The sequence below is a fragment of the Cellulomonas sp. PhB143 genome (assembly GCF_003752595.1).
GTDB lineage: Bacteria > Actinomycetota > Actinomycetes > Actinomycetales > Cellulomonadaceae > Paraoerskovia.
Genome location: NZ_RKIJ01000010.1, coordinates 1 through 22,196, shown reverse-complemented (window position 1 = coordinate 22,196; position 22,196 = coordinate 1). Strand labels below are relative to the sequence as shown.

Annotated in this window: 21 protein-coding genes and 1 riboswitch; of the genes, 12 read left to right on the top strand and 9 right to left on the bottom strand. The window is 75.3% G+C overall.

Annotated features, from left to right (window positions below):
- The first annotated feature begins 15 nt into the window (after positions 1–15).
- Positions 16–612 (top strand): TetR/AcrR family transcriptional regulator, encoded by a 597-nt coding sequence (locus EDF32_RS14655; protein WP_199734817.1) that lies wholly within the window; start codon positions 16–18, stop codon positions 610–612.
- Between the two features lie 123 nt (positions 613–735).
- Positions 736–960, top strand: a complete 225-nt coding sequence (locus EDF32_RS04170; protein ID WP_123307292.1) for a DUF3107 domain-containing protein — start codon at positions 736–738, stop codon at positions 958–960.
- Positions 961–981: 21 nt separating this feature from the next.
- On the opposite strand, the gene EDF32_RS14535 is transcribed toward EDF32_RS04170, so the two are convergent.
- The gene (locus tag EDF32_RS14535; RefSeq protein WP_158614052.1) at positions 982–1,749 is read right to left on the bottom strand and encodes a ferritin-like fold-containing protein; all 768 of its coding nucleotides are present in this window, start codon (positions 1,747–1,749) and stop codon (positions 982–984) included.
- A gap of 364 nt (positions 1,750–2,113) precedes the next feature.
- Here EDF32_RS14535 and EDF32_RS04160 point away from each other — a divergent pair, with 364 nt between their 5' ends.
- A complete protein-coding gene (locus EDF32_RS04160; RefSeq protein WP_123307290.1) occupies positions 2,114–3,790 on the top strand; it encodes a DEAD/DEAH box helicase in 1,677 nt (558 codons plus the stop codon).
- Positions 3,791–3,934: 144 nt separating this feature from the next.
- Here the strand turns inward: EDF32_RS04160 and EDF32_RS04155 are convergent, their stop codons facing one another.
- Both EDF32_RS04155 and EDF32_RS04150 read right to left on the bottom strand, forming a co-directional pair.
- On the bottom strand, positions 3,935–4,564 hold the full coding sequence (locus EDF32_RS04155; protein ID WP_123307289.1) for a MarC family protein: 630 nt from the start codon (positions 4,562–4,564) through the stop codon (positions 3,935–3,937).
- Between the two features lie 18 nt (positions 4,565–4,582).
- On the bottom strand, positions 4,583–5,422 hold the full coding sequence (locus tag EDF32_RS04150; protein ID WP_123307288.1) for a PHP domain-containing protein: 840 nt from the start codon (positions 5,420–5,422) through the stop codon (positions 4,583–4,585).
- Positions 5,423–5,518: 96 nt separating this feature from the next.
- On the opposite strand from EDF32_RS04150, the gene EDF32_RS04145 reads away from it, so the two are divergent.
- Complete coding sequence (locus EDF32_RS04145; protein ID WP_123307287.1) at positions 5,519–6,370, top strand: alpha/beta fold hydrolase; 852 nt, start codon at positions 5,519–5,521, stop codon at positions 6,368–6,370.
- Complete coding sequence (locus EDF32_RS04140; protein ID WP_123307286.1) at positions 6,367–7,923, top strand: aminopeptidase P family protein; 1,557 nt, start codon at positions 6,367–6,369, stop codon at positions 7,921–7,923. Before EDF32_RS04145 ends, EDF32_RS04140 begins: the two co-directional genes overlap by 4 nt.
- Before the next feature lie 45 nt (positions 7,924–7,968).
- Here EDF32_RS04140 and EDF32_RS04135 read toward each other — a convergent pair whose 3' ends face one another.
- Positions 7,969–8,958 carry a general stress protein gene (locus EDF32_RS04135; RefSeq protein WP_123307285.1) on the bottom strand — a complete coding sequence of 330 codons (990 nt, stop codon included), beginning with the start codon at positions 8,956–8,958 and terminating at the stop codon, positions 7,969–7,971.
- Positions 8,959–9,045: 87 nt separating this feature from the next.
- Between EDF32_RS04135 and EDF32_RS04130 the strand changes: the two genes are divergently transcribed.
- From EDF32_RS04130 to galK, 6 genes are all read left to right on the top strand, one after another.
- Positions 9,046–10,467 (top strand): magnesium transporter MgtE N-terminal domain-containing protein, encoded by a 1,422-nt coding sequence (locus tag EDF32_RS04130; protein WP_123307284.1) that lies wholly within the window; start codon positions 9,046–9,048, stop codon positions 10,465–10,467.
- Entirely contained in the window at positions 10,460–10,987 is a 528-nt protein-coding gene (locus tag EDF32_RS04125) for a DUF1003 domain-containing protein (protein WP_123307623.1), read from the top strand. Before EDF32_RS04130 ends, EDF32_RS04125 begins: the two co-directional genes overlap by 8 nt.
- Positions 10,988–11,017: 30 nt before the next feature.
- Positions 11,018–12,181 (top strand): Mrp/NBP35 family ATP-binding protein, encoded by a 1,164-nt coding sequence (locus EDF32_RS04120; protein ID WP_123307283.1) that lies wholly within the window; start codon positions 11,018–11,020, stop codon positions 12,179–12,181.
- Between the two features lie 126 nt (positions 12,182–12,307).
- On the top strand, positions 12,308–13,153 hold the full coding sequence (locus EDF32_RS04115; RefSeq protein WP_123307282.1) for a DeoR/GlpR family DNA-binding transcription regulator: 846 nt from the start codon (positions 12,308–12,310) through the stop codon (positions 13,151–13,153).
- 29 nt (positions 13,154–13,182) lie between these two features.
- The gene (gene galT / locus EDF32_RS04110) at positions 13,183–14,448 is read left to right on the top strand and encodes a galactose-1-phosphate uridylyltransferase (RefSeq protein WP_123307622.1); all 1,266 of its coding nucleotides are present in this window, start codon (positions 13,183–13,185) and stop codon (positions 14,446–14,448) included.
- Positions 14,445–15,707, top strand: a complete 1,263-nt coding sequence (gene galK, locus EDF32_RS04105) for a galactokinase (RefSeq protein WP_123307281.1) — start codon at positions 14,445–14,447, stop codon at positions 15,705–15,707. The genes galT and galK overlap by 4 nt, the downstream gene beginning before the upstream one ends.
- 15 nt (positions 15,708–15,722) lie before the next feature.
- Here the strand turns inward: galK and EDF32_RS04100 are convergent, their stop codons facing one another.
- The 5 genes from EDF32_RS04100 to EDF32_RS04080 form a co-directional block, all read right to left on the bottom strand.
- A complete protein-coding gene (locus EDF32_RS04100) occupies positions 15,723–16,532 on the bottom strand; it encodes an exodeoxyribonuclease III (protein ID WP_199734816.1) in 810 nt (269 codons plus the stop codon).
- 4 nt (positions 16,533–16,536) lie between these two features.
- Positions 16,537–17,856: an MFS transporter gene (locus tag EDF32_RS04095; protein WP_123307280.1), complete on the bottom strand. Its 1,320-nt coding sequence runs from the start codon at positions 17,854–17,856 to the stop codon at positions 16,537–16,539.
- A gap of 10 nt (positions 17,857–17,866) precedes the next feature.
- The gene (locus EDF32_RS04090) at positions 17,867–18,742 is read right to left on the bottom strand and encodes a bifunctional methylenetetrahydrofolate dehydrogenase/methenyltetrahydrofolate cyclohydrolase (RefSeq protein WP_123307279.1); all 876 of its coding nucleotides are present in this window, start codon (positions 18,740–18,742) and stop codon (positions 17,867–17,869) included.
- Positions 18,743–18,906: 164 nt separating this feature from the next.
- Positions 18,907–20,202 carry a serine hydroxymethyltransferase gene (glyA, locus tag EDF32_RS04085; protein WP_123307278.1) on the bottom strand — a complete coding sequence of 432 codons (1,296 nt, stop codon included), beginning with the start codon at positions 20,200–20,202 and terminating at the stop codon, positions 18,907–18,909.
- A gap of 119 nt (positions 20,203–20,321) precedes the next feature.
- Positions 20,322–20,410, bottom strand: a riboswitch (ZMP/ZTP riboswitch).
- Between the two features lie 13 nt (positions 20,411–20,423).
- A complete protein-coding gene (locus EDF32_RS04080) occupies positions 20,424–20,939 on the bottom strand; it encodes a GNAT family N-acetyltransferase (RefSeq protein ID WP_123307277.1) in 516 nt (171 codons plus the stop codon).
- Positions 20,940–21,031: 92 nt separating this feature from the next.
- Between EDF32_RS04080 and purU the strand changes: the two genes are divergently transcribed.
- The gene (purU, locus tag EDF32_RS04075) at positions 21,032–21,883 is read left to right on the top strand and encodes a formyltetrahydrofolate deformylase (protein WP_123307276.1); all 852 of its coding nucleotides are present in this window, start codon (positions 21,032–21,034) and stop codon (positions 21,881–21,883) included.
- The last annotated feature ends 313 nt before the right edge of the window (positions 21,884–22,196 follow it).

Genomic DNA, 22,196 nt, shown 5'->3' with positions numbered 1-22,196 from the left:
ATAGTCTTGCCCGGCATGGAGCGCGCAGCGGAGCGGGACGACGAGCGGACGCAGGCCGGCGCGCGCATGCCGCGCCGTGAACGACGCGCACAGCTCCTCGCGCTCGCGGCGCAGATGTTCGCCCGCCGCGGCTACCACCACATCTCGATGGACGACATCGCCGAGCACGCCGGCGTGACCAAGCCGGTGCTCTACCGCCACTTCTCGTCCAAGCTCGAGCTCTACCTCGCGGTCGTCGACCTGCAGGGCGCGGCGCTGGTCGACGCGGTCCGCGCCGAGCTCCGGCTCCTCGACGCCCCGGACACCCTCGAGGTCGTCGACGCCGTGGTGCGCGGGTACCGGGGCTACGCCCGCGCGGCGGGACCCGCCGCCAGCCTCCTCTTCGAGTCCGACGTGATGCGCGACGACGTCGCACGGGCGCACGTGCTCGGGCCGCACGACACCGTCACGCTCGCCGCGGCCGAGGCGCTGCGCGCAGGCACCGACGCGACGGACGCGGACGCCGTCGGGCGCGCCAGCACGGCCGTCGCCCGCGCCGCGCTGCTGGACGGCGGCCCGACGCTGCCGCGGCTCGCGGTGCACGGGCTCGCGCCGACGCCGGCGGCAGGCTGAGCACGCGGTTCTACGCCCGCAGCGATCACGCCCCCGGGTGCGCTCGGCGGCCCGGGCCGACGGCTATCGTTCAGGTGCGCCTCTGCCGGCCGGCAGGACGCCCCCAGCCCCAAGGAGTGTCCGGTGGAAGTCACGATCGGTGTGCAGAACCTGGGTCGCGAGATCGTCGTCGAGACCGACGAGTCCGCGGACGCCGTCACGAAGGCCGTCGAGAAGGCGCTGAAGGACGGCACCGTCCTGCAGCTCACGGACATCAAGGGCCGGCGCGTCGTGGTACCGACGACCGCCCTGGGGTACGTCGAGATCGGCGCGGAGCTCCAGCGGCGCGTCGGCTTCGGCTCCGTCTGACCGCTCGCCCGGGCTCGCCGCTCAGGCGGTGAGCCCGAGGCGCGCCATCCGGCGCGTGTGCTCGGCGGTCAGCTGGCCGAGCACCCAGGACTGGTGCTCCTGCGGGGACGCGGCGTCGGCGCCGCTCCCCCCGCGCCGGGCCGCGCCGTCGGCCACGAGCCGGGCCAGCCCGGGCCGCGAGACGAGCAGGCCCTGGGCCACGCCCAGCGCCTCCCCGACCAGCCGCCGCCCCCACAGGGCGAGCCGGGACGCGAGGACCGGGTCGCGTCCCGCCGCGTCCGCGAGCACGGCGGCCGAGCGCTCGTCCGTCCGGCCGTCCTCGATCACCTCGAGCACCACCTCCCGGCTGCGGTCGTCGAGCCCGTCGACCGCGAGGCGGCAGAAGTCGTCGACGACGCCGTGCCCGACGTACCCCTTGAGCAGCCGCTCCCACCAGCCGCGCGGCCTCGTGCGCGCGTCGTAGTCGCTGTAGGTCCCGTCGAACGCCTCGAGCGCCGCGTCCGGGTCCCCGCCCAGCTCGGCGACGCGCTCGAGCACCCATTCCTGACGCGTCACGGCGTTGCCGGCGCGCCGCGCCAGCTCTCGCCGCTCCCGCGTCCCGGGCGCCCGACGAGAGCTCTCCGCGAGACGGGTGAACGTCGTCAGCTCGGTGTAGGCCAGCAGGCCCAGCAGCGCCTGGACGTCGGCGTCCGACGCTGCGGCGTCCGACGCCGCGGAGGCCGAGCGCAGCGTCGGGTCGGAGGACATGCGTCCCGCGTCGTCGTCGCCCGTGCTGATCGTCTCGCCCACGCGCCCAGGATAGGGCGCGGTGCCCGCGCGTGACGTGCGCGACGTTCTCGCGCGCGGCTCTGGCCCCCGCGGGGCCCTCTCCGATACCATGGTGGTGTACATCGGTTGCCCGGTCGTCCTGAAACGACCCGCCGGCTCGCGCCGGCACGCCGCACCGGTGGCCGCGTCGGCCCCGACGTCGCAAGGCCCGGGCGCCCGACGAGGCCCATCGACGGTGAGAAATCCACGATCGGCTGCCGGCCACAGGGAGCGCCGAACGCGCCCGCCGCAGCATCGTGAGCCGCCCGCGAGATCACGTCCGCGAGCACACGCACGCGAGCCGGGGCGCGCCGCTGCCCCCTCGAGACGAACGAGGCACCCCCCAGTGACCACCACCACGTCCGACGAGAGCATCGTCGACCCCGAGAACGTCGTCGAGACCGTCGAGGAGGCCGTCGCGGCCGCCGCGCCGGGCACGACCTCCTCCAGCATCCAGGCCGCGGACGTCACGTTCGCGGACTTCGCCGTCCGCCCCGAGATCGTCGAGGCGCTCGCCGAGAAGGGCATCGTCGCGCCGTTCCCCATCCAGGCCATGACGCTGCCCGTGGCCCTCTCCGGCCACGACATCATCGGCCAGGCCAAGACCGGGACGGGCAAGACGCTCGGCTTCGGCGTCCCCCTCCTGAACCGCGTCGTCGCCCCCGGCGAGCCGGAGTTCGACCTGCTGCCCGCACCGGGCAAGCCGCAGGCGCTGGTGATCGCCCCGACCCGAGAGCTCGCGAGCCAGGTGGCGCGCGACCTCGAGACGGCGTCGACCAAGCGGTCCGTGCGCGTCCTCCAGGTCTACGGCGGGCGCGCGTACGAGCCGCAGGTCGAGGCGCTCCAGCGGGGCGTCGAGGTCGTCGTCGGCACGCCGGGCCGCATGCTCGACCTGCTGAACCAGGGCCACCTCGACCTGACGCGCGCGTCGACGGTCGTGCTCGACGAGGCCGACGAGATGCTCGACCTGGGCTTCCTGCCCGACGTCGAGAAGATCCTCGCCCGCACCCCCGCCAAGCGGCACACCATGCTGTTCTCGGCGACCATGCCGGGCGCCGTCGTCTCGATGGCGCGCCGCTACATGTCCCAGCCGACGCACATCCGCGCCAACGACCCCGACGACGGCGGCCAGACCGTCAAGAACATCGAGCAGGTCGTCTACCGCGCCCACGCGCTCGACAAGGTCGAGGTCCTCGCGCGCATCCTGCAGTCCGAGGGTCGCGGCCGCACCATCGTCTTCGCGCGCACCAAGCGGACCGCGGCGAAGGTCTCCGACGAGCTGCGCGACCGCGGGTTCGCGGCCGGCGCCATCCACGGCGACCTGGGCCAGGGCGCGCGCGAGCAGGCCCTGCGCGCCTTCCGCAACAACAAGATCGACGTCCTCGTCGCGACCGACGTCGCCGCCCGCGGCATCGACGTCGACGACGTCACGCACGTCGTGAACTACCAGTGCCCCGAGGACGAGCGCACCTACCTGCACCGCACGGGCCGCACCGGCCGTGCCGGCAACAAGGGCACCGCCGTCACCTTCGTCGACTGGGACGACACCCCGCGGTGGGGCCTGATCGACAAGGCCCTCGAGCTCGGCATCCCCGAGCCCAAGGAGACGTACTCGACGTCCCCGCACCTGTACACCGAGCTGCACATCCCCGCGGGCACCACGGGGCGCCTGCCCCGCTCGAAGCGCACGCACGCCGGCCTCGACGCCGAGGTGCTCGAGGACCTCGGCGAGACCGGCAAGCACGCCGGCGGGGCACCCTCGCGCGGAGGCCGTGACGGCGGCCGCGACGGCGCCCGGGACCACGGTCGTTCCGGCGAGGGCCGCGGCCGCTCCGGCGAGGGCCGCGGAGGCTCCGACGCCGGGCGCGGTCCCGCGGGACAGACGGCGACGCCGGAGGCCGGGGCGGACGGCGCCCCGCGCCGCCGCAGCCGCCGCCGCACGCGCGGCGGGCGCCCGGCCGACCAGCAGCAGGGCACGGACGCCGCCCAGACGAGCGCCCCCGCGACGCAGCCGGAGGGCTGACCCGGGCCGGGCACCGGCCCGAGCCGCCCGGCGGGGCGTGCGGTCGCTCTCGTGGCCGCACGCCCCGCCGTCGTCTGCGGGCGCGCCGCCGTCGGCCGCCGCCACCGTGCCGTCAGCAGAGTGACGGCACGGTGGCGGCGTGGCTCAGGCCGCCTGGACCATCGCGGTGATCGCCGTGGCGAGGGACTGCACCGCGATGGCCGAGAGCAGCAGACCGGCGATGCGGCTGATCAGCGTGGTCCCGGACACCCCCAGGACCCGGTGCACCACGTTCGCGAAGCGCATGGCCGCGTACAGGCACGCGCACACCGCGAGGACGCCGACCGCGACCGACACCCACGGCGCCGCGCCGCCCTCGGCGCCCGCCCGCTGGACGAAGACCATGGTCGCGACGATCGCGCCCGGGCCGGCGAGGATGGGCGTCCCGAGGGGCACCATCGCGACGTTCGCCCCGCGCCCGCCCGCGGGCTCGGGCACCTCGAAGCGCCCGGTGAGCAGCTGCATCGCGACGAGCAGCAGCAGCAGCCCGCCGGCCGCCTGCAGCGCGGGCAGCGACACGTGCATGTACGCCAGGACCTGCTGGCCGAACGCCGCGAAGCCCACGATCACGCCGAAGGCGACGAGGATCGCCGTTCCCGCCGCGCGGGTGCGCTGGCGGGCCGTCATCGCGCCGGTCAGGCCGAGGAAGATCGGCACCTGCCCCGGCGGGTCCATGATCACGAACAGCGTCACGAACACCTCGGTGAAGAGGCGCACGTCGAAGACCTCCGCCACGGGAGCCTCCCCGCCCCGTCAGCGCAGGACCGGGAGCGTGCCGAGCTCCTCGATCCGCGCGAGCGCCTCGGGCGACGTCGTGTTCTCGCCCAGCACGTTGGGCTTGCCCGCGCCGTGGTAGTCGCTCGAGCCCGTCACGAGGAGCCCGAGCTCGTCGGCGAGGGCGAGCAGCCGCTCGCGCTGGTGCAGCGAGTGGTCGCGGTGGTGGACCTCGAGCCCCGCGAGGCCCGCCTCCGCCATCTCGCGCACGACCCGGTCCGGGACGATCGGCCCCTTGACCTCGGCGCCCGGGTGGGCGAAGACCGCCACGCCGCCCGACGCGCGGATCGCCTCGACGGCGACGGCGGCCGACGGCGCGTAGTGGTGCACGTGGTAGCGGCCGCCGCTGGCGAGGACGTCGGCGAAGGCGGCGCTGCGGTCGGGGAAGTACCCCGACGCCACCAGGGCGTCGGCGATGTGGGGCCGCCCGATCGTGGTCCCGGGCGCCGTCTGGGCGAGCACGTCCTCCCAGGTGATCGGGAGGTCGGCCGCGATGAGCTCGACCATGCGCCGGGCCCGCGTCTCCCGCGAGGCCCGCGCCCGGGTCGTCTCCTCGAGGAGCGCGGGCGCCCGCGGGTCGTGCAGGTAGCTGAGGACGTGGATGCTCGACCCTTCCGACTGCGCCGAGACCTCCGTGCCGCGCACGAGGGCGATCCCCCGCCGGGAGGCCTCCTCGGCGGCATCCTGCCATCCCGCGGTCGTGTCGTGGTCGGTGAGCGCGACGACGTCGAGCCCGGCCGCGGCGGCGGCCGCCACGACGTCGCCCGGCGCACCGGTACCGTCCGAGGCCGTGGAGTGGGTGTGGAGATCGATGCGCATGGGGGCAACGATAGTGACCGCGCGCCGGGCCGGACCTCCGTACCGTCCGCCCCCGCGGGCGTGACGGCGCGGCCCCGGAGGGTCCACCATCGAAGGATGCAGCCGACCGCGCCCCGACCGTCCGTCGTGTTCGTGCACGGGCTGCGCACCTCGTGCCGCATCTGGGACGCCCAGGTCGCCCACGTGCGCGCCTCCGGGAGCCTGGCCGTCGCGCTCGACCTGCCGGCGCACGGCGCCCGCCGCGACGCGCCGTTCTCGATGAGCGAGGCATTCGCCGGGATCGACCGCGCGATCGCCGCGCTGCCCGTCGACCGGCCCGTGCTGCTCGTGGGCCTCTCGCTCGGCGGCTACACCAGCCTCGCGTACGCCGCGCGCAACGACCGGGTCGCGGGCGTGGTCGCCGCCGCCTGCACGTGGAGCCCGCGCGGCAAGCCCCTCGGGCTCTACCGCGGCGCCGCCCACGGGTCGGTCTCCGCGTGGACGGGCGCCCTGACCGGGCTGCAGGGCGCCGCCCGCGGCGTGCGCGCGGCCGGCACCCTGCTCGCGGGCCTCCTCCCCCGCCCGCTGCCCGACGCCGGGACGGGCACCCTCGCTCCCGTCGCTCCCTCCGCCGTCGCGCCGCCGTCCGACGTCGCGGGTCCCGCGGGCCCCACGGCGTACCGGCCGGGCTGGGACGTGGTGACGGCGGCGCTGGGCGAGCTCGTGGGCCGGTCGTCGCTGCGCGACGCGGGCGACGTCGTCGGGCCGGTGTGGTTCGTCAACGGCGCCCGCGACCCCATGCGCCTCGAGGAGCGCCGCCACCTCTCCCGCGCCCGCGAGGGCCGGCTCGTCGTCGTGCCGGGCGCCGGGCACGACGTGAACACCGACGCGCCCGAGGCGTTCGCCGCGGTGCTCGACGAGGCGCTGCTGCGCGTCGCCGAGCACCCCGGTGCCACACTGGAGGCATGAGCACCGAGCAGGTCCCGGCCGAGGGTGCGAGCCACCCCACCGCCGAGCAGGCCATCACCGACCGCGTCAACAACCGCTCCGAGCGACCCTCGTCGGACGCCTTCAAGGCGTTCATGACGAGCGGGTGGGCGCCCCGCCCCGACCTGGGCGTCGCCCCGCTCGCCGTGGCCCCGTACTCGGCCGCGCGGCGCCGGGCGCTGTCCGGGTCGTTCCCGGGCGCACGCCTCGTCGTCCCCGCGGGCGGGCTGAAGGTGCGCTCCAACGACTGCGACTACCGCTTCCGCCCGCACTCGGCGTTCGCCCACCTGACCGGCCTGGGGACCGACCGGGAGCCGGACGCCGTCCTGGTGCTGCACCCGGTCGCGGCCGGCACCGGCGACGACGGCGGCGACCACCACGCCGTGCTCTACGTGCGGCCGCTCGCCTCGCGGGACACCGAGGAGTTCTACGCCGACGCCCGGTACGGCGAGTTCTGGGTCGGCGCGCGCCCGACGCTCGACGACGTGAGCGTCGAGACCGGCGTCGAGGCGCGGCACGTCGACGAGCTGCGGGACGCGCTGGCGAAGGACGTCGGCGAGGGCGGGGTGAGCCTCCTGCTCGTCGAGGGGGCGGACGAGGACATCGCCGCGCTCGTGGACGCGATCCGCGCCGAGGCCGGGCTGTCGGACGCCGCGCAGACCGCGACGTCGGACGACGCGCTCACCGAGGCCGTCTCCGAGCTGCGCCTGGTCAAGGACGCCCACGAGATCGAGCAGATGCAGCTCGCCGTGGACACCACCATCGCGGGCTTCGCGGAGATCGTGCGCAACCTGCGGCGGGCGAGCGGGCACCGCCGCGGCGAGCGCGTCATCGAGACGACCTTCGACGCGCACGCCCGGCTCGAGGGCAACGCCGTCGGCTACGAGACGATCGCCGCGGCGGGCGCGCACGCCACGACCCTGCACTACACGACCAACGACGGCGCGGTCCGCCAGGGCGAGCTCGTCCTCGTCGACGCCGGCGTCGAGGTCGACTCGCTCTACACCGCCGACGTCACCCGCACCCTGCCCGTGGACGGCGAGTTCGGCGAGGTGCAGCGCCGCGTCTACCAGGCCGTCCTCGACGCCGCGGACGCGGCGTTCGCCGTCGCGCGTCCGGGATCCCGGTTCCGCGACCTGCACGCCGCCGCGATGGAGGTCCTCGCGGCGCGGCTCGAGGAGTGGGGCATGCTGCCGGTGCCGGCCGCGGAGTCGCTCTCCCCCGAGGGGCAGCAGCACCGCCGCTGGATGGTGCACGGCACGAGCCACCACCTGGGGATGGACGTGCACGACTGCGCGCAGGCGCGCCGCGAGATGTACATGGACGGCGTGCTCGAGCCGGGCATGGTCTTCACGATCGAGCCCGGCCTGTACTTCAAGGCGGACGACACCACCGTCCCCGAGGAGTACCGCGGGATCGGCGTCCGGATCGAGGACGACGTCCTGGTCACCGAGGACGGCAACGTCAACCTGTCGGCCGCGCTGCCCCGCACCCCGGACGGCCTCGAGGAGTGGATGCGGTCCGTCCGGGGCTGACGGCGCGCCCGCCCGTGGGGCGCACGCTCCCCCGGCGGGCGGGCGTCACTCCTCGGTGCGCTCGGCGGGCTTCTCGCCGTCCGCGGGCGCGTCGCCGTCCGTCTGGCGGGCGCCCGACGACGGCTCCTGGGCCCGGCGCGCCGCCTCGGCCTCGCGGGCCCGGGCGTCCTGCGTGGCCTGCGCCGGCGGGTAGTCGGAGATCATCGCGCCGTAGCGGGGCGCGCCCGACGGCGTGACGAAGCGCGGGTCCGGGGCGCGCTCCGGCTGCGGCCCGCCCCCCTCCACCGGGGTGTCGACCGGGGCGCCCTGCGCGGGCGGCGTCGGCCAGGTGGGCGGGGTGCCGTGCTGCCCGGGCGCCTGGCCTCCCGGCGGGGCCTGGGGCGGCTGGCCGTACTGACCGTGCTGGCCGGGCTGACCGTACGGGCCGGGCTGACCGTGCTGGCCCGGCCGGCCACCGCCCTGCGGCGGGTACGGCGGGATCGGGCCCTGCCCCTGCGGCGCGCCCTGCCCGGGTCCGCCCGGACCGTCCTGACCCGCCGGCACCCCGGCCGCCATCCGCCCCAGCACCTGCCGGGCCTCCCCCGAACGCTCCGGGGCGCACAGGATCGAGTAGTCCGAGGCCACGATCTGGCTGGAGGACGTGAAGTCCCGCTTGCGCCCCGACATCGCGAACGTCAGGACCGAGAACAGCAGGCCGAAGCCGGCGCCCAGCGCGATCGCCGTGACGATCAGGCCGCCGGCGCTGCCGCCGGACGCCGAGCCGAAGAGCACGAGCAGCAGACCGACGAACAGCCCGAACCACGCCCCGGACGCCACGCCCGCGAGCGCGACGCGCCCGTAGGTGAGGCGGCCGATGACCCGCTCGACCATCTTGAGGTCGCTGCCGACGATGGTCACGTACTCGACGGCGAAGCGGCTGTCGGCGAGGTAGTCGACCGCCTTCTGCGCCTCGAGGTACGAGGTGTAGGTGGCGACGACGTCGCCGCGCGGGAGTGTGGGCACCTTGAGGGGCGTGTTCGGACGCGACATGCTCATGGGGCCAGTGTCCCGCAGGGCGCCGGGAGAAGCGAGGCTTGCCCTCCCGGGCACGAGGGCGGCCCCGGGAGTGCGTAGTCTTGCCGCGTGAGTGCAACGACCCGCGTCTACGTCGCGCGCCTGGCCGGGACGACCGTCTTCGACCCGCTGGGCGACGAGGTCGGCAAGGTGCGCGACGTCGTCGTCATCGTCCGGCCGAAGGGCGCGCCCCGCGCCGTCGGCCTCGTCGTCGAGGTGCCGGGCCGGCGCCGCGTCTTCCTGCCCCTGACCCGGGTCACGAGCATGGACGGCGGCCAGGTGATCAGCACGGGCCTGCTCAACATGCGCCGCTTCGAGCAGCGTGCGCTCGAGACGCTCGCGGTCGGTGAGCTGCTGGAGCGCATGGTCACGCTCGCGGACGGGACCGGGACCGCGACGGTGCTCGATCTTGCGATCACCAAGCAGCGCACCGGCGACTGGCTGGTCGACAAGGTCTTCGTGCGGCGCCAGGCCACGCACAAGGGCCCGCTCGGCATCCGTCGGCGAGGCGAGACGCTCACCCTGGCGATCACCGAGATCTCCGGCCTGGCGCGGACGTCGGGCGACCAGGGCGCCGCGATGCTGCTCGCGGCCTACGACGACATGAAGGCCGCCGACCTCGCCGACGTGCTGCACGACCTGGCGGACCGCAGACGGTTCGAGGTCGCCCAGGCGCTCGACAACGAGCGCCTCGCCGACGTCCTCGAGGAGCTCCCGGAGGACGACCAGGTCTCGATCCTGTCGAACCTCGACACCGAGCGCGCCGCCGACGTCCTCGAGGCGATGCAGCCCGACGACGCCGCCGACCTCCTGCACGAGCTGTCCGAGTCCCAGGCCGCCGAGCTCCTCGAGCGGATGGAGCCCGAGGACGCGCGCGACGTGCGCCGCCTGCTCGCCTACGACGAGGACAGCGCGGGCGGTCTCATGACCACCGAGCCGGTGATCCTCTCGCCAGAGACCTCGATCGCCGCCGCGCTCGCGAGCATCCGCCGCAAGGACCTGCCGGCGGCGCTCGCCACGATGGTCTTCGTGACGCGGCCACCGCTCGAGACGCCGACCGGCCGCTTCCTCGGCGTCGTGCACTTCCAGCGGCTGCTGCGCGAGCCGCCGCACGAGGCCGTGGGCACCGTGCTCGACACGGACGTCGAGGGGGTGCCGGAGTCGGCGTCGGTCGAGCGCGTCACCCGCGAGCTCGCGACCTACGACATGCTCTCCGTGCCCGTCCTCGACGCGGAGCGACGCCTCGTGGGCGCGGTGAGCGTCGACGACGTCCTCGACCACGTCCTGCCCGACGACTGGCGCGAGACGGACGACGAGCACGACGACGGCGGCAGCGACCGCGACGCCGGCGAGGTCCGCACGGTCCCGGGGCGCGCGCAGCCGTTCCGCGCGGCGTTCGCCTCCGGCGCCGCCGCACGGGACGCCGCGCGCCGCGACGGCCGCCCGGCCCGGGGCGCGAGGCGCGGGTCGGGCGGTGACGGCCGTGGCTGACCGCCTCGACCAGCCGCGCGAGCCGCGCCGGTCGCTGGTCCCGCGCCTGAACTTCGGTGGCGACGACGCGTCGGGGAAGATCTCGGAGTCGATCGCGCGGTTCCTCGGCACCCCGCGGTTCATCCTCTACCTGACGCTGTTCTGCATCGTGTGGATCGCGTGGAACGTCTGGGCTCCGAGCGACCTGCGGTTCGACAGCGCGGCCAACGGCTTCACCGCGCTCACCCTGATGCTCTCGCTGCAGGCGTCCTACGCCGCGCCGCTGATCCTGCTCGCGCAGAACCGGCAGACGGACCGCGACCGCGTGCAGGCCGAGCAGGACCGCCAGCGCGCGGAGCGCAACCTCGCCGACACCGAGTACCTCGCGCGGGAGATGGCGGCGCTGCGCATCGCGCTCGGCGAGGTCGCCACGCGCGACTTCGTCCGCTCCGAGCTGCGCAGCCTCCTCGAGGACCTCGAGGAGCAGCGGCAGTCGGAACGGGACGCCGAGCACGGCGAGCGCCGCACCGACCGCGCCTGACCCGCCGGGGCGCGCACCTACGATGGACGCATGCCCGCCGAGACCGACCTCCCGACCCTGGACGCCCTGACCGCCGAGGTCCGTGCCGCCCTCGCCGGCGTCGACGACCCGGAGATCGGGCGGCCGATCACGGACCTGGACATGGTCCGCTCCGTCGTGCTGTCCGCGGTACCGGGCGGGGGCGCGCACGCCGTGATCGGGATCGACCTGACGGTGCCCGGCTGCCCGATGAGATCGCGGATCGTCAAGGACGTGACGGCGGCCGCGCTCACTGTCGCGGGCGTCGACGACGTCGAGGTCGAGCTCGGCGCGATGTCCGCCGACCAGCGCGAGGCGCTGCGCACGCGGCTGCGCGGCGGCGTCGGCGAGCCGGTGATCCCCTTCGCCCAGCCCGGCTCGCTGACCAAGGTGTACGCGATCGCCTCCGGCAAGGGCGGCGTCGGCAAGTCGACGGTGACGGCGAACCTCGCCGTGGCCCTGGCCGCGCAGGGGCTGAAGGTCGGCGTCGTGGACGCCGACATCTACGGCTTCTCGATCCCGGGGATGCTCGGCGTGGACCGGCAGCCGACCCGGGTGGACTCGATGCTCCTGCCCCCGGTCGCGCACGGGGTCAAGGTCGTCTCCATCGGCATGTTCGTCCCCCGGGGCCAGCCGGTCGTGTGGCGGGGACCGATGCTGCACCGCGCCCTGCAGCAGTTCCTCGCCGACGTCTGGTGGGGCGACCTCGACGTGCTCCTCCTGGACCTCCCGCCGGGCACCGGCGACATCGCGATCTCCGTGGCGCAGCTCCTGCCGGGCAGCGAGATCCTCGTGGTCACGACCCCGCAGGTCGCGGCGGCGGAGGTCGCCGAGCGCGCGGGCGCCGTGGCGACGCAGACCCACCAGGGCGTTGTCGGGGTGCTGGAGAACATGTCGTGGCTCGCCCAGCCCGACGGCTCGCGGCTCGAGATCTTCGGGTCCGGGGGCGGGCGGCGCGTCGCGGAGAACCTCAGCACGACGACCGGCACGCCCGTCCCGCTCCTGGGGCAGGTCCCGCTGGACGTCGCGCTGCGCGAGGCGGGCGACGGCGGCACGCCGGTCGTGCTCGAGCACCCCGACTCCCCGGCGGCCGTCGCGCTCCGGGGCGTCGCGGACGCGCTCGCGTCGCGCGCGCGCGGCCTCGCGGGCCGCTCGCTGGGCATCTCGCCCGTCTGATCCGTCGGCCGCGAGCTCCGGGCAGACCCAACCAGCGCCTCGCAGACCTCGCGAACCGGAGAAACCCGCCGGAGCCGACACGCCCGAAGTGTTGCCTTCTGTGCGTTCGTGTTGAACACTGTCAGCATGCTTGCTCAGCAACGTCACGAGCGCCTCCTCGCAGAGCTGCGAAGGCACGGGGCCATCCGCATCGCGGACGCGGCCGAGTCGCTCGACGTCTCCGACATGACCGTCCGCCGCGACCTCGCGGAGCTCGCCGAGCGCGGGCTCGTCGAGAAGGTGCACGGCGGCGCCGTCCTGCCCCACGCGACCGTCCACGAGCCCGGGTACGGCGCCAAGTCGACGCAGAACGTCGCGGAGAAGGACGCCATCGCCCGCGCCGCCGCCGCGTTCATCACCCCAGGCACGGCCATCGCCGTCTCGGCGGGGACCACGACGGCGCTCCTCGCGGCGCGGATCGCCACCGACCCCGGCCTGCGGCCGCTGACGGTCGTCACCAACTCCGTGCCCGTCGCCGAGATCCTGCACGCGACGGGCGACCCGGGGCTGGAGACGATCCTCACGGGCGGGTCCCGCACCCCCTCGGACGCGCTCGTCGGCCCGGTCGCCGAGCGGTCGCTCGCGTCGCTGCGCGTCGACCTCGTCTTCCTCGGGGCGCACGGCGTCAGCGCGGACGCCGGGCTCACCACCCCGAACATCGACGAGGGCGCGACCAACTCCGCCCTGGTCCGCTGCGCGGCCCGCACGGTGGTCCTGGCCGACCACACGAAGTGGGACGAGACGGGCCTCGCGCGGTTCGCCGCGCTCGAGGACGTCGACGTCCTCATCACCGACGACCGGCTGCCCGGTGACGCCCGCACCGCCGCGACCGAGCTCGTGGGCGAGCTCGTCGTCGCCGAGCCGGCCACGGGCACCACGACGAGCGCCTCCGGCGCGACCACCGCCGAGGAAGGCACCAGGGCTTCTCTGTGAACGTGAACATCCGCCGGACCAGCACGCGCATGGCCGATGGGCGCGAGCTCGTCTACTTCGACGACGACCCGCGCCACGTCTCCGGCGAGCTCGGCCGCGAGCTCCGGGACACCCGCCCGCTCGGCGACCGGTTCGCCCCGGTCGAGGACGAGGACGGGACGCAGCGCCCGTTCCAGGGTCCCGAGATGCGCCGCGACGTGCTCACCGGCGACTGGATCCCGCTCGCGGCCCACCGCATGAACCGCACGTTCCTGCCGGCCGCGGACTCCTGCCCGCTGTGCCCGGCGACCCCCGGCGCCGCCTATCAGGACGGCGAGGTGCCGGCGACCGACTACGACGTCGTCGTCTTCGAGAACCGCTTCCCCTCCCTCATGCGCGTGCCCGGCGCACCGCTGCCCGAGGAGGTCGAGCAGAGCGACCCGCTGCACGCGAGCGCGCCCGCCGCCGGCCGGTGCGAGGTCGTGTGCTTCTCCAGCGACCACCGCGGCTCGCTCGCGGCCCTTCCCGTCGGCCGCCTGCGCACCGTCATCGAGGCGTGGGTGGACCGCACCGCGACGCTCGGCACCGAGCCCGGCATCGCCCAGGTCTTCTGCTTCGAGAACCGCGGCCCGGAGATCGGCGTCACCCTCAACCACCCGCACGGGCAGATCTACGGCTACCCGTACGTCACCCCGCGCACCGAGCGGCTCCTCGAGCAGGCCCGCGCGTACCGCGACGCGACCGGCGGCAACCTGCTCCGCGACGTCCTCGCGTCCGAGCGCACGAGCGAGCGCCTGGTGCTCCAGGGCGAGCACTGGTCCGCCTACGTGCCCTACGCCGCGCGGTGGCCCGTCGAGGTGCACCTCGCACCGCACCGCGACGTCGCCGACCTGACCGAGCTGACCGCCGCCGAGCTGGACGACCTCGCGGTGGTCTACCACGCGCTCCTGCAGCGCCTCGACCAGTTCTTCGTGGACGCCGACGACGCGGCCATCCCGCTGCCGTACATCTCGGCCTGGCAGCAGGCCCCGGTGACGGCCGGGCGCGCCGGGACCGGGCCGTCGGCCGGCGGGGCGCGGGGCGCGCACGCCGCCGGCGGACCGGACGGCGACGCCACGGCGGACGGGGCGCCGCTCGCCCGCCTGCACCTGCAGGTCTTCTCCGTGCTGCGCGCGCCCGGCAGGCTCAAGTACCTCGCCGGCTCCGAGTCGGGCGCCGGCGCCTGGATCAGCGACACCACCCCGGAACGGATCGCGGCACGCCTGCGCGAGCTCGGGCCGGTCGACCTGCACGACGCGGAAGGGACCCGACGATGACGGCGCTGCACGAGGCATGGTCCGACGAGGACGGCGTGGCCCGCGTCCGCGAGCTCTTCGGGGCGACGTTCGGCGGGGCCGGGGACGACGCCGTCGCCGTGTGGTCGGCGCCCGGCCGGGTGAACCTCATCGGCGAGCACACGGACTACAACGCGGGCCTGTGCCTGCCCGTGGCGCTGCCCCACCGCACCTTCGTCGCGCTGCGCCGCCGGGACGACACGCTCGTGCGCATCGCCTCCGCGCAGGAGCGTGTGGACGGCACGCCGCAGCTGCGCGAGCTCGACCTCGCGGACGTCACCCCCGGCTCCGTCGAGGGCTGGCCGGCGTGCGTCGTCGGCGTCGCGTGGGCGCTGCGCGAGGCGGGGCACGACGTGCCCGGCTTCGACGCCGTCGTGGACTCCTGCGTGCCCTACGGCGCGGGCCTCTCGTCGTCGGCGGCCATCGAGTCCGCCTTCGCGGTCGCCCTCGACGAGATCTCCGGCACCGGTCTCGCGGCGTCCGACGCCGGGCGCGTCGAGCTGGTCGCGGCCTGCATCCGCGCAGAGAACGAGATGGCCGGCGCGCCGACCGGCGGCATGGACCAGGGCGCGTCGCTGCGCTGCTCGCCGGGCACCGCGCTGCTCCTCGACTGCCGACCCGAGCTCGCGGCCGACGAGACCGCGACCCACGTCCCCTTCGACCTCGACGCCGCCGGGCTCGCCCTGCTGGTGATCGACACGCGCGCCGAGCACCAGCTCGCCGACGGCCAGTACGCCCAGCGCCGCTCGACGTGCGAGGACGCCGCGCGCACCCTCGGCGTCGCGCACCTGCGCGAGCTGGCCGACTCCCTCGACGCGCAGGGCGACGCGGGCGACGGTCTCGCGGCGGCGCTCGAGCGCCTGCCCGACGACGTCTCCCGCGCCCGGGTCCGGCACGTCGTCACCGAGATCGGTCGCGTGCGGGAGTTCGTCGCCCTCGTCTCCGACGGGCGGACCGCGGAGGTCGGCCCGCTCATGGACGCCTCGCACGCCTCCCTGCGGGACGACTACGAGGTCTCGTGCGCCGAGCTGGACGTCGCGGTCGAGGCGGCGCGCGCGGCCGGTGCGCTCGGCGCGCGCATGACGGGCGGCGGGTTCGGCGGGTCCGCGATCGCGCTGGTGCGCGCGGACGTCGTCGACGCGGTCGGCGACGCGGTCGTCGCCGCCTTCGCGGACGCGGGCTTCACCGCCCCCGACCTGCTGGTCGCGACGGCGTCGGCCTCGGCGGACCGCTCCGCCTGAGGGCGGACGGCCCCGCTACAGGTCGTACGTCGCGACGACCGGCGCGTGGTCGCTGAACCGCGCGTCGTACGTCTCGGCGCGGTCGACCTCGACCTTCACCGCCCGCTCGGCGAGCGCCGGCGTCGCGAGCTGGTAGTCGATGCGCCAGCCCGAGTCGTTGTCGAACGCCTTGCCGCGCCAGGACCACCAGGTGTACGGCCCGGGGCCCTCGCCGCCGAAGCGCCGGCCGAGGTCGGCGTAGCCGAGCTCGTCGAGCCACGTGTCGAGGTAGGCGCGCTCGCGGGGCAGGAAGCCCGCGGCGGTGCGGTTGCCGCGCCAGTTCTTGATGTCGACCTCGTGGTGGGCGATGTTGACGTCCCCGGCGACGACGGCGAGACGGTCGTCGGCGGCGAGCTCGCGCATCCGCGTCGTGACCCGGTCGAGGTGGGCGTACTTCGCGGTCATCGTCTCCGGCTTCGCCACCGTGCCGGAGTGCAGGTAGGCGGACACCGCGGTGACGGCGCCGCCGTCCGGCAGCTCGACGTCGGCCTCGACCCACCGACCGGTGTCCACGGCATCCTCGGCGTCGGAGCCCAGGCCGACGCGCACCGCGGACAGCGGCAGGCGCGAGGCGACGACGACCCCCGCGCGGCCCTTGACCTCCGACGCCTGGTGCGCGACGTGCCAGCCGTCGAGGAGGCCGTGCAGCACGTCGTCCGGGGCGCGCACCTCCTGCAGCAGCAGCACGTCCGGCGTGCGCCGGGCGATCCAGGTGTCCATGCCGCGCCGGACGGCGGCGCGGATCCCGTTGACGTTGACCGTGGCGATGGTGAGCACGGGAGCCATCAGATCACGGGGCGGTGACACTCCCGGAGTCCGCGGGCACCCGCTGCTCCACGAAGCGCCCCGCGAGCAGGGCGGACAGGGACGCGAGGAGCGCGAGCGCCACGAGCCCGAGGCGCAGGTGGTCCGCCGTCGCGAAGACCCCCGTGAGCACGCCCCCCAGCACCGCGCCCACGTAGGTGAACACGTTGAGCCGCGCCAGCGCCTGGTCCGTCACGCGCTCCAGGTCGCCCGGCGCCGCGACCTCTCGAGCACGGTCCCCGATCGCGGAGAACGCCATCGGGGCGACGACCCCGATCCCGAGCCCGACGGCGGCGAACCCGACGAGGGCGAGGGACCAGTGCGGCGAGAGCGCGACGAGCACGAACCCCGCCGTCCCCAGCAGCCCGCCCGAGCGCACCAGGCGCACGCGGCCGAGCCGCGCGACGAGCGTGTCGGCGGCGACCCGCGACGCGATCACGGCGAGCTGGTACGCGGCGTAGGCCAGGGGGGCGACGACGGACCCGCTGGCCAGCACGTCGTGCAGGAACACCGACCCCCAGCTCGAGACGGCCGAGTCGCCGACCGGGTAGGCGACCATCGCGACGCCGAGGACGACGACGACGCCCGCACCGACTCCCGCACCGGCTCCCGGAGCCCCGGCCCGTGCGGTCGGCGACGTGCCTGCCACGGCCGACCCGCCGCCGTCGGGCACGACGCCCGACGGCGTCCCCGGCCGGCCGGCCGGGGCTACGGGGCCGCCCCGGACGACGGTGCGCACGAGGCCGGGAGCGAGCAGCGCGACCGCGGCCAGCACCACCACGGCGATCAGCGCGTGCGAGACGCCGAGGCCCAGGCCCCACAGCTCGACGCCCGAGACGGCGAGCGCACCGAGCACGCCGCCCGCGGCGTTCGCCGCGAAGAACGAGCCGAGCAGGCTCGTGCCGCGCAGCCGCTCCAGGTCGACGCCCTGCATGTTCAGCGCCGCGTCGACCGCCCCGAGCACCAGCCCGTACAGGACGAACGCGGCGAGGAACAGGGGCAGCGTCGGCGCCAGCCCCACCGCGGCGACGCCCAGCGCCGCCACGACCAGGCCGCCCGTGACGACCCGTCGCGAGCCGGCGCGCGCCGCGACCGGCCCCGCCAGCGCGCTGCCCGTGCCCGCGGCGACGCACACGCAGCCGAACGCGAGCGTGATCGCGTCGTCCCCCACCCCGAGCGCGTCCTTGTACGCCGGGATGTGCGTGAGCATCACGGCGAAGCCGAAGCCCTGGACGGCGTACGCCCCGGTGAGGGACGCGCGGGGGCGGTCGGTGGCGACGTCGCGCACCGCTCGGAGGACGCTCATGGGTGGGACCCTAGGCCCGTTCGGCCGCGTCCACGACGTTGGCGAGCAGCATCGCGCGGGTCATCGGACCCACGCCCCCGGGGTTCGGGGAGAGCCACGACGCGACCTCGGCCACCCCGGGGTCGACGTCGCCCCGCAGCCGGGCCTTGCCCGTCTCCGGGTCCACGACCCGGCTCACGCCGACGTCGAGCACCACGGCCCCCGGCTTGACGTGCTCCGCCTTGACGAACCCGGCCACGCCCGCGGCGGCGACGACGACGTCCGCGCCCCGCAGGTGGGCGACGACGTCGCGCGTCCCGGTGTGCGTGAGCGTCACCGTCGCGTTGATCGCCCGGCGCGTCAGCAGCAGCCCGATCGAGCGGCCCACCGTCGTCCCGCGGCCGAGCACGACGACGTCCTTGCCGGCCAGGTCGATGCCGTGCCGCCGCACGAGCTCGACGATCCCGGCGGGCGTGCAGGGCAGCGGGGAGTCGATCTCCTCCGCGACGCGCAGGACGAGCCGGCCGAGGTTCGTGGGGTGCAGGCCGTCCGCGTCCTTCGCCGGGTCGATCCGCTCGAGGACCGCGTTGGTGTCGATGCCCGCGGGCAGCGGCAGCTGGACGATGTACCCGGTGCACGCCGGGTCGGCGTTGAGGCGGTCCACCGCGGCCTCGACGTCGGCCTGGGTAGCGTCGCCGGGCAGGTCCTCGCGGATCGACGCGATGCCGACCTCCGCGCAGTCGCGGTGCTTGCCGCCCACGTAGGACACGGAGCCCGGGTCGTCGCCCACCAGGACGGTCCCCAGGCCGGGGACGACGCCCAGGGCCGCCAGCGCGGCGACCCGCTCGGCGAGCTCGGACTTGATGGCGGCGGCCGTGGCCCTGCCGTCGAGGATCTGTGCGGTCATGGGTGCTCCCTGGGTCGAGGGTGTCTCGCGTGCCGCCCCGCGCGCGTGTCTGCCCGCCGAGCATGTCGTTGTCGCCCCGCCGGCACGGGGTCGGCGCCGGATCAGCTCGGCTGATCCGGCGGAGACCCCGTGCTCGGCGGACAAGCGACGGTGGCGCTCGCCGGTCAGTGCTGCTGGAGCTCCGGGTACAGCGGGAAGTCCGCCGTGAGGCGCGCGACGCGGGCGCGCAGGGCCTCGACGTCCGCCGCGCGGCCGGCCTTGAGCGTCTGGGCGATGATCTCGGCGACCTCGGTGAACTCGGTGTCGCCGAACCCGCGGGTGGCGAGCGCCGGCGTGCCGATCCGCAGGCCCGACGTCACGCGCGGGGGGCGCGGGTCGAACGGCACGGCGTTGCGGTTGACGGTGATGCCGACCTCGTGCAGGAGGTCCTCGGCCTGCTGACCGTCGAGCTCCGAGTGGCGCAGGTCCACGAGGACCAGGTGCACGTCCGTCCCGCCCGTCAGCACCGAGACGCCGGCCTCGACGACGTCCGCCTGGGCGAGGCGGTCGGCGATGATGCGCGCGCCGTCGAGCGTGCGCTGCTGGCGCGCCCGGAAGCTCTCCGAGCCGGCGACCTTGAACGAGACGGCCTTCGCGGCGATCACGTGCATCAGCGGGCCGCCCTGCTGGCCCGGGAACACGGCGGAGTCGATCTTCTTGGCGAGCTCCGCCGTCGACAGGATGAACCCCGAGCGGGGGCCGCCGATCGTCTTGTGCACCGTCGAGGAGACGACGTCGGCGTGCGGGACCGGCGAGGGGTGCAGGCCCGCGGCGACCAGGCCCGCGAAGTGCGCCATGTCGACCCACAGCCGCGCGCCGACCTCGTCCGCGATCGAGCGGAACGCCGCGAAGTCGAGGTGGCGCGGGTAGGCGGACCAGCCGCCGATGATGACGTCGGGGCGCTCCGCGAGCGCCTTCTCGCGCACCTGGTCCATGTCCACCCGGTGCGTCTGGGCGTCGACGCCGTAGGCCGCGACGTCGTAGAGCCGGCCGGAGAAGTTGATCTTCATGCCGTGCGTCAGGTGCCCGCCGTGCGCGAGCTCGAGGCCGAGGATCTTGTCGCCCTTGTTGATCAGCGCATGCAGCACGGCGGCGTTCGCGGTCGCGCCCGAGTGCGGCTGGACGTTCGCGTGCTCGGCCCCGAAGAGCGCCTCGGCGCGGGCCTTCGCGAGGTTCTCCGCGATGTCGACCTGCTCGCAGCCTCCGTAGTAGCGGCGCCCAGGGTAGCCCTCGGCGTACTTGTTGGTCAGGACGGAGCCCTGGGCCTGCAGGACGGCGCGCGGGACGAAGTTCTCGGACGCGATCATCTCGAGGGTGTCGCGCTGGCGCGCGAGCTCCCCGTCGAGGACGGCGGCGATCTCCGGGTCGAGCTCGGAGATGTTCTGGTTCATGACGTCGGCGGAGCCGGGCTGGTCGCTCATGCTTCTCCTCGGGGGCTGGTGCAGTCGTTCGGTCCAGGACGTGGTGGTGCGCTGGTCGTGAATCGATGAGGGACCGCGCCCGCCGGGTTCACGCACGGGCACGCACCCTCACGGGTGGTGACCGGGGCCCAGGCGAACGACCCGAAGTCTGCACAGCTCGTCGCTCCCCGGTGGTGATCCACCTGATGCGCCAGTCGCGACGTGGTCATCCTAGCCGACCGTCAGCGGCCGACGGAGTCCGCCTCGTTGCGCGCGTCCGCCTCGCCGAGGATGCGGCGCAGGTAGGTGTAGGTGAGGTCGCCCGCCGTCTTGTCGTACTGCTCCTCGTACCCCTGCTGCTGGTAGAGGGCGAGGTTGTGCCGCGAGTCCTTGCCGGTGAAGACCCAGATCTCCGTGGTCTCCTCCGGCAGGTAGGGCAGGACGGCGAACATCAGCCGCGTGCCGATCCCCCGGCCCTGCATGTCCGGGGCCACCGCGAGCCGGCCGAGCGTGGCCTTGCCGCCCTCGAGCTCGACGCGCACCGACCCGACGAGCCGGTGCCCCTCCCACGCGCCCAGCGTGATGACCGAGTCCAGCGCCATGTCCTCGTGCAGCTCGTGCAGCGTCTGGGTCAGGGGCGGGATGTTGGGGTCCCCGTAGACCTGGGCCTCCGTGACGAATGCGGCACGGCGCAGCGTCAGCAGCTCGCCGGCGCTCTCGTCGGGGACGACGTCGATCGTGAAGTCGGTGCTGGTCATGGTCACATCGTGTCACGGCCCGCGGTACGGGTCGTGCGCTCGGCGGGTGGATCTCGCGGTCTGCGTCGCGCACGTCTCGCTACGCTGCACGGGTGAACACCTCGACCCACTGGATCCTCACGCTCTCCTGCCCGGACCGCCCGGGGATCGTCCACGCGGTGACCGGCACGCTGGCCTCGCGCGGGGGCAACATCACCGAGTCGCAGCAGTTCGGCGACCCCGCCTCCGGCCTGTTCTTCATGCGGGTCGAGGTCGCCTCGGGGGCGACCCGCGAGGAGCTCGTCGCCGACTTCGCGCCCGTCGCGGAGCGCTTCGCGATGACCTGGGAGCTCGACGTCGTCGGGCGCCGCATCCGCACCCTGCTCATGGTCTCCCGCGCACCGCACTGCCTGGTCGACCTGCTGTACCGGGAGCGCCACCAGGCGATGCCGATCGACGTCGTCGGCGTCGTCGGGAACCACACGGACCTGGCGGAGATCGCCGAGTTCTACGGCAAGCCGTTCCACCACGTGCCCGTGACCCGCGACACGAAGGCCGACGCCGAGGCGCGGCTGCGCGAGATCGTCGGCGAGCTGGACGTCGAGACGGTGGTGCTGGCCCGGTACATGCAGATCCTCTCCGACCAGCTGTGCCGCGACCTCGACGGCCGGGTGATCAACATCCACCACTCGTTCCTGCCCAGCTTCAAGGGCGCGCGGCCGTACGCGCAGGCGCACGAGCGGGGGGTCAAGCTCATCGGGGCGACCTCGCACTACGTGACCGGCGACCTCGACGAGGGCCCGATCATCGAGCAGGACGTGGAGCGCGTCGACCACTCCCGGTCCGTGGAGGACCTGGTGGCGCTGGGCGAGGACGTCGAGCGGCGCACGCTCGCCCGCGCGGTGCGGTGGCACGCCGAGCACCGGGTGCTCCTCAACGGGCACCGCACCATCGTCTTCCGCTGACCGCCGTCCGCCGGACCCGTCCGCCGAGAAGTGGGGGTGGGGCCCCCGCGGGGGGGGGGGGGGGGGGGGGGGGGGGGGGGAGGGGGGGGGGGGGGGGGGGGGGGGGGGCGGGCGCGGGGGGGGGGGGGGCGGGGGGGGCGGGGGGGGGGGGGGGCCCCGCGGGCCCCCCCCGCCCCCCCCCCCCCGGCCCCCCCGCCCCGGGCCGCCCCCCCCCCCCCCCCCCCCCGGGCGGGGGGGCGGGGGGGGGGGGCCCGCCCCCCCCCCACCGGCGCCGGCCCCCTGCCGACGTGCGGGAAGCCTAGGCGCGATCGCG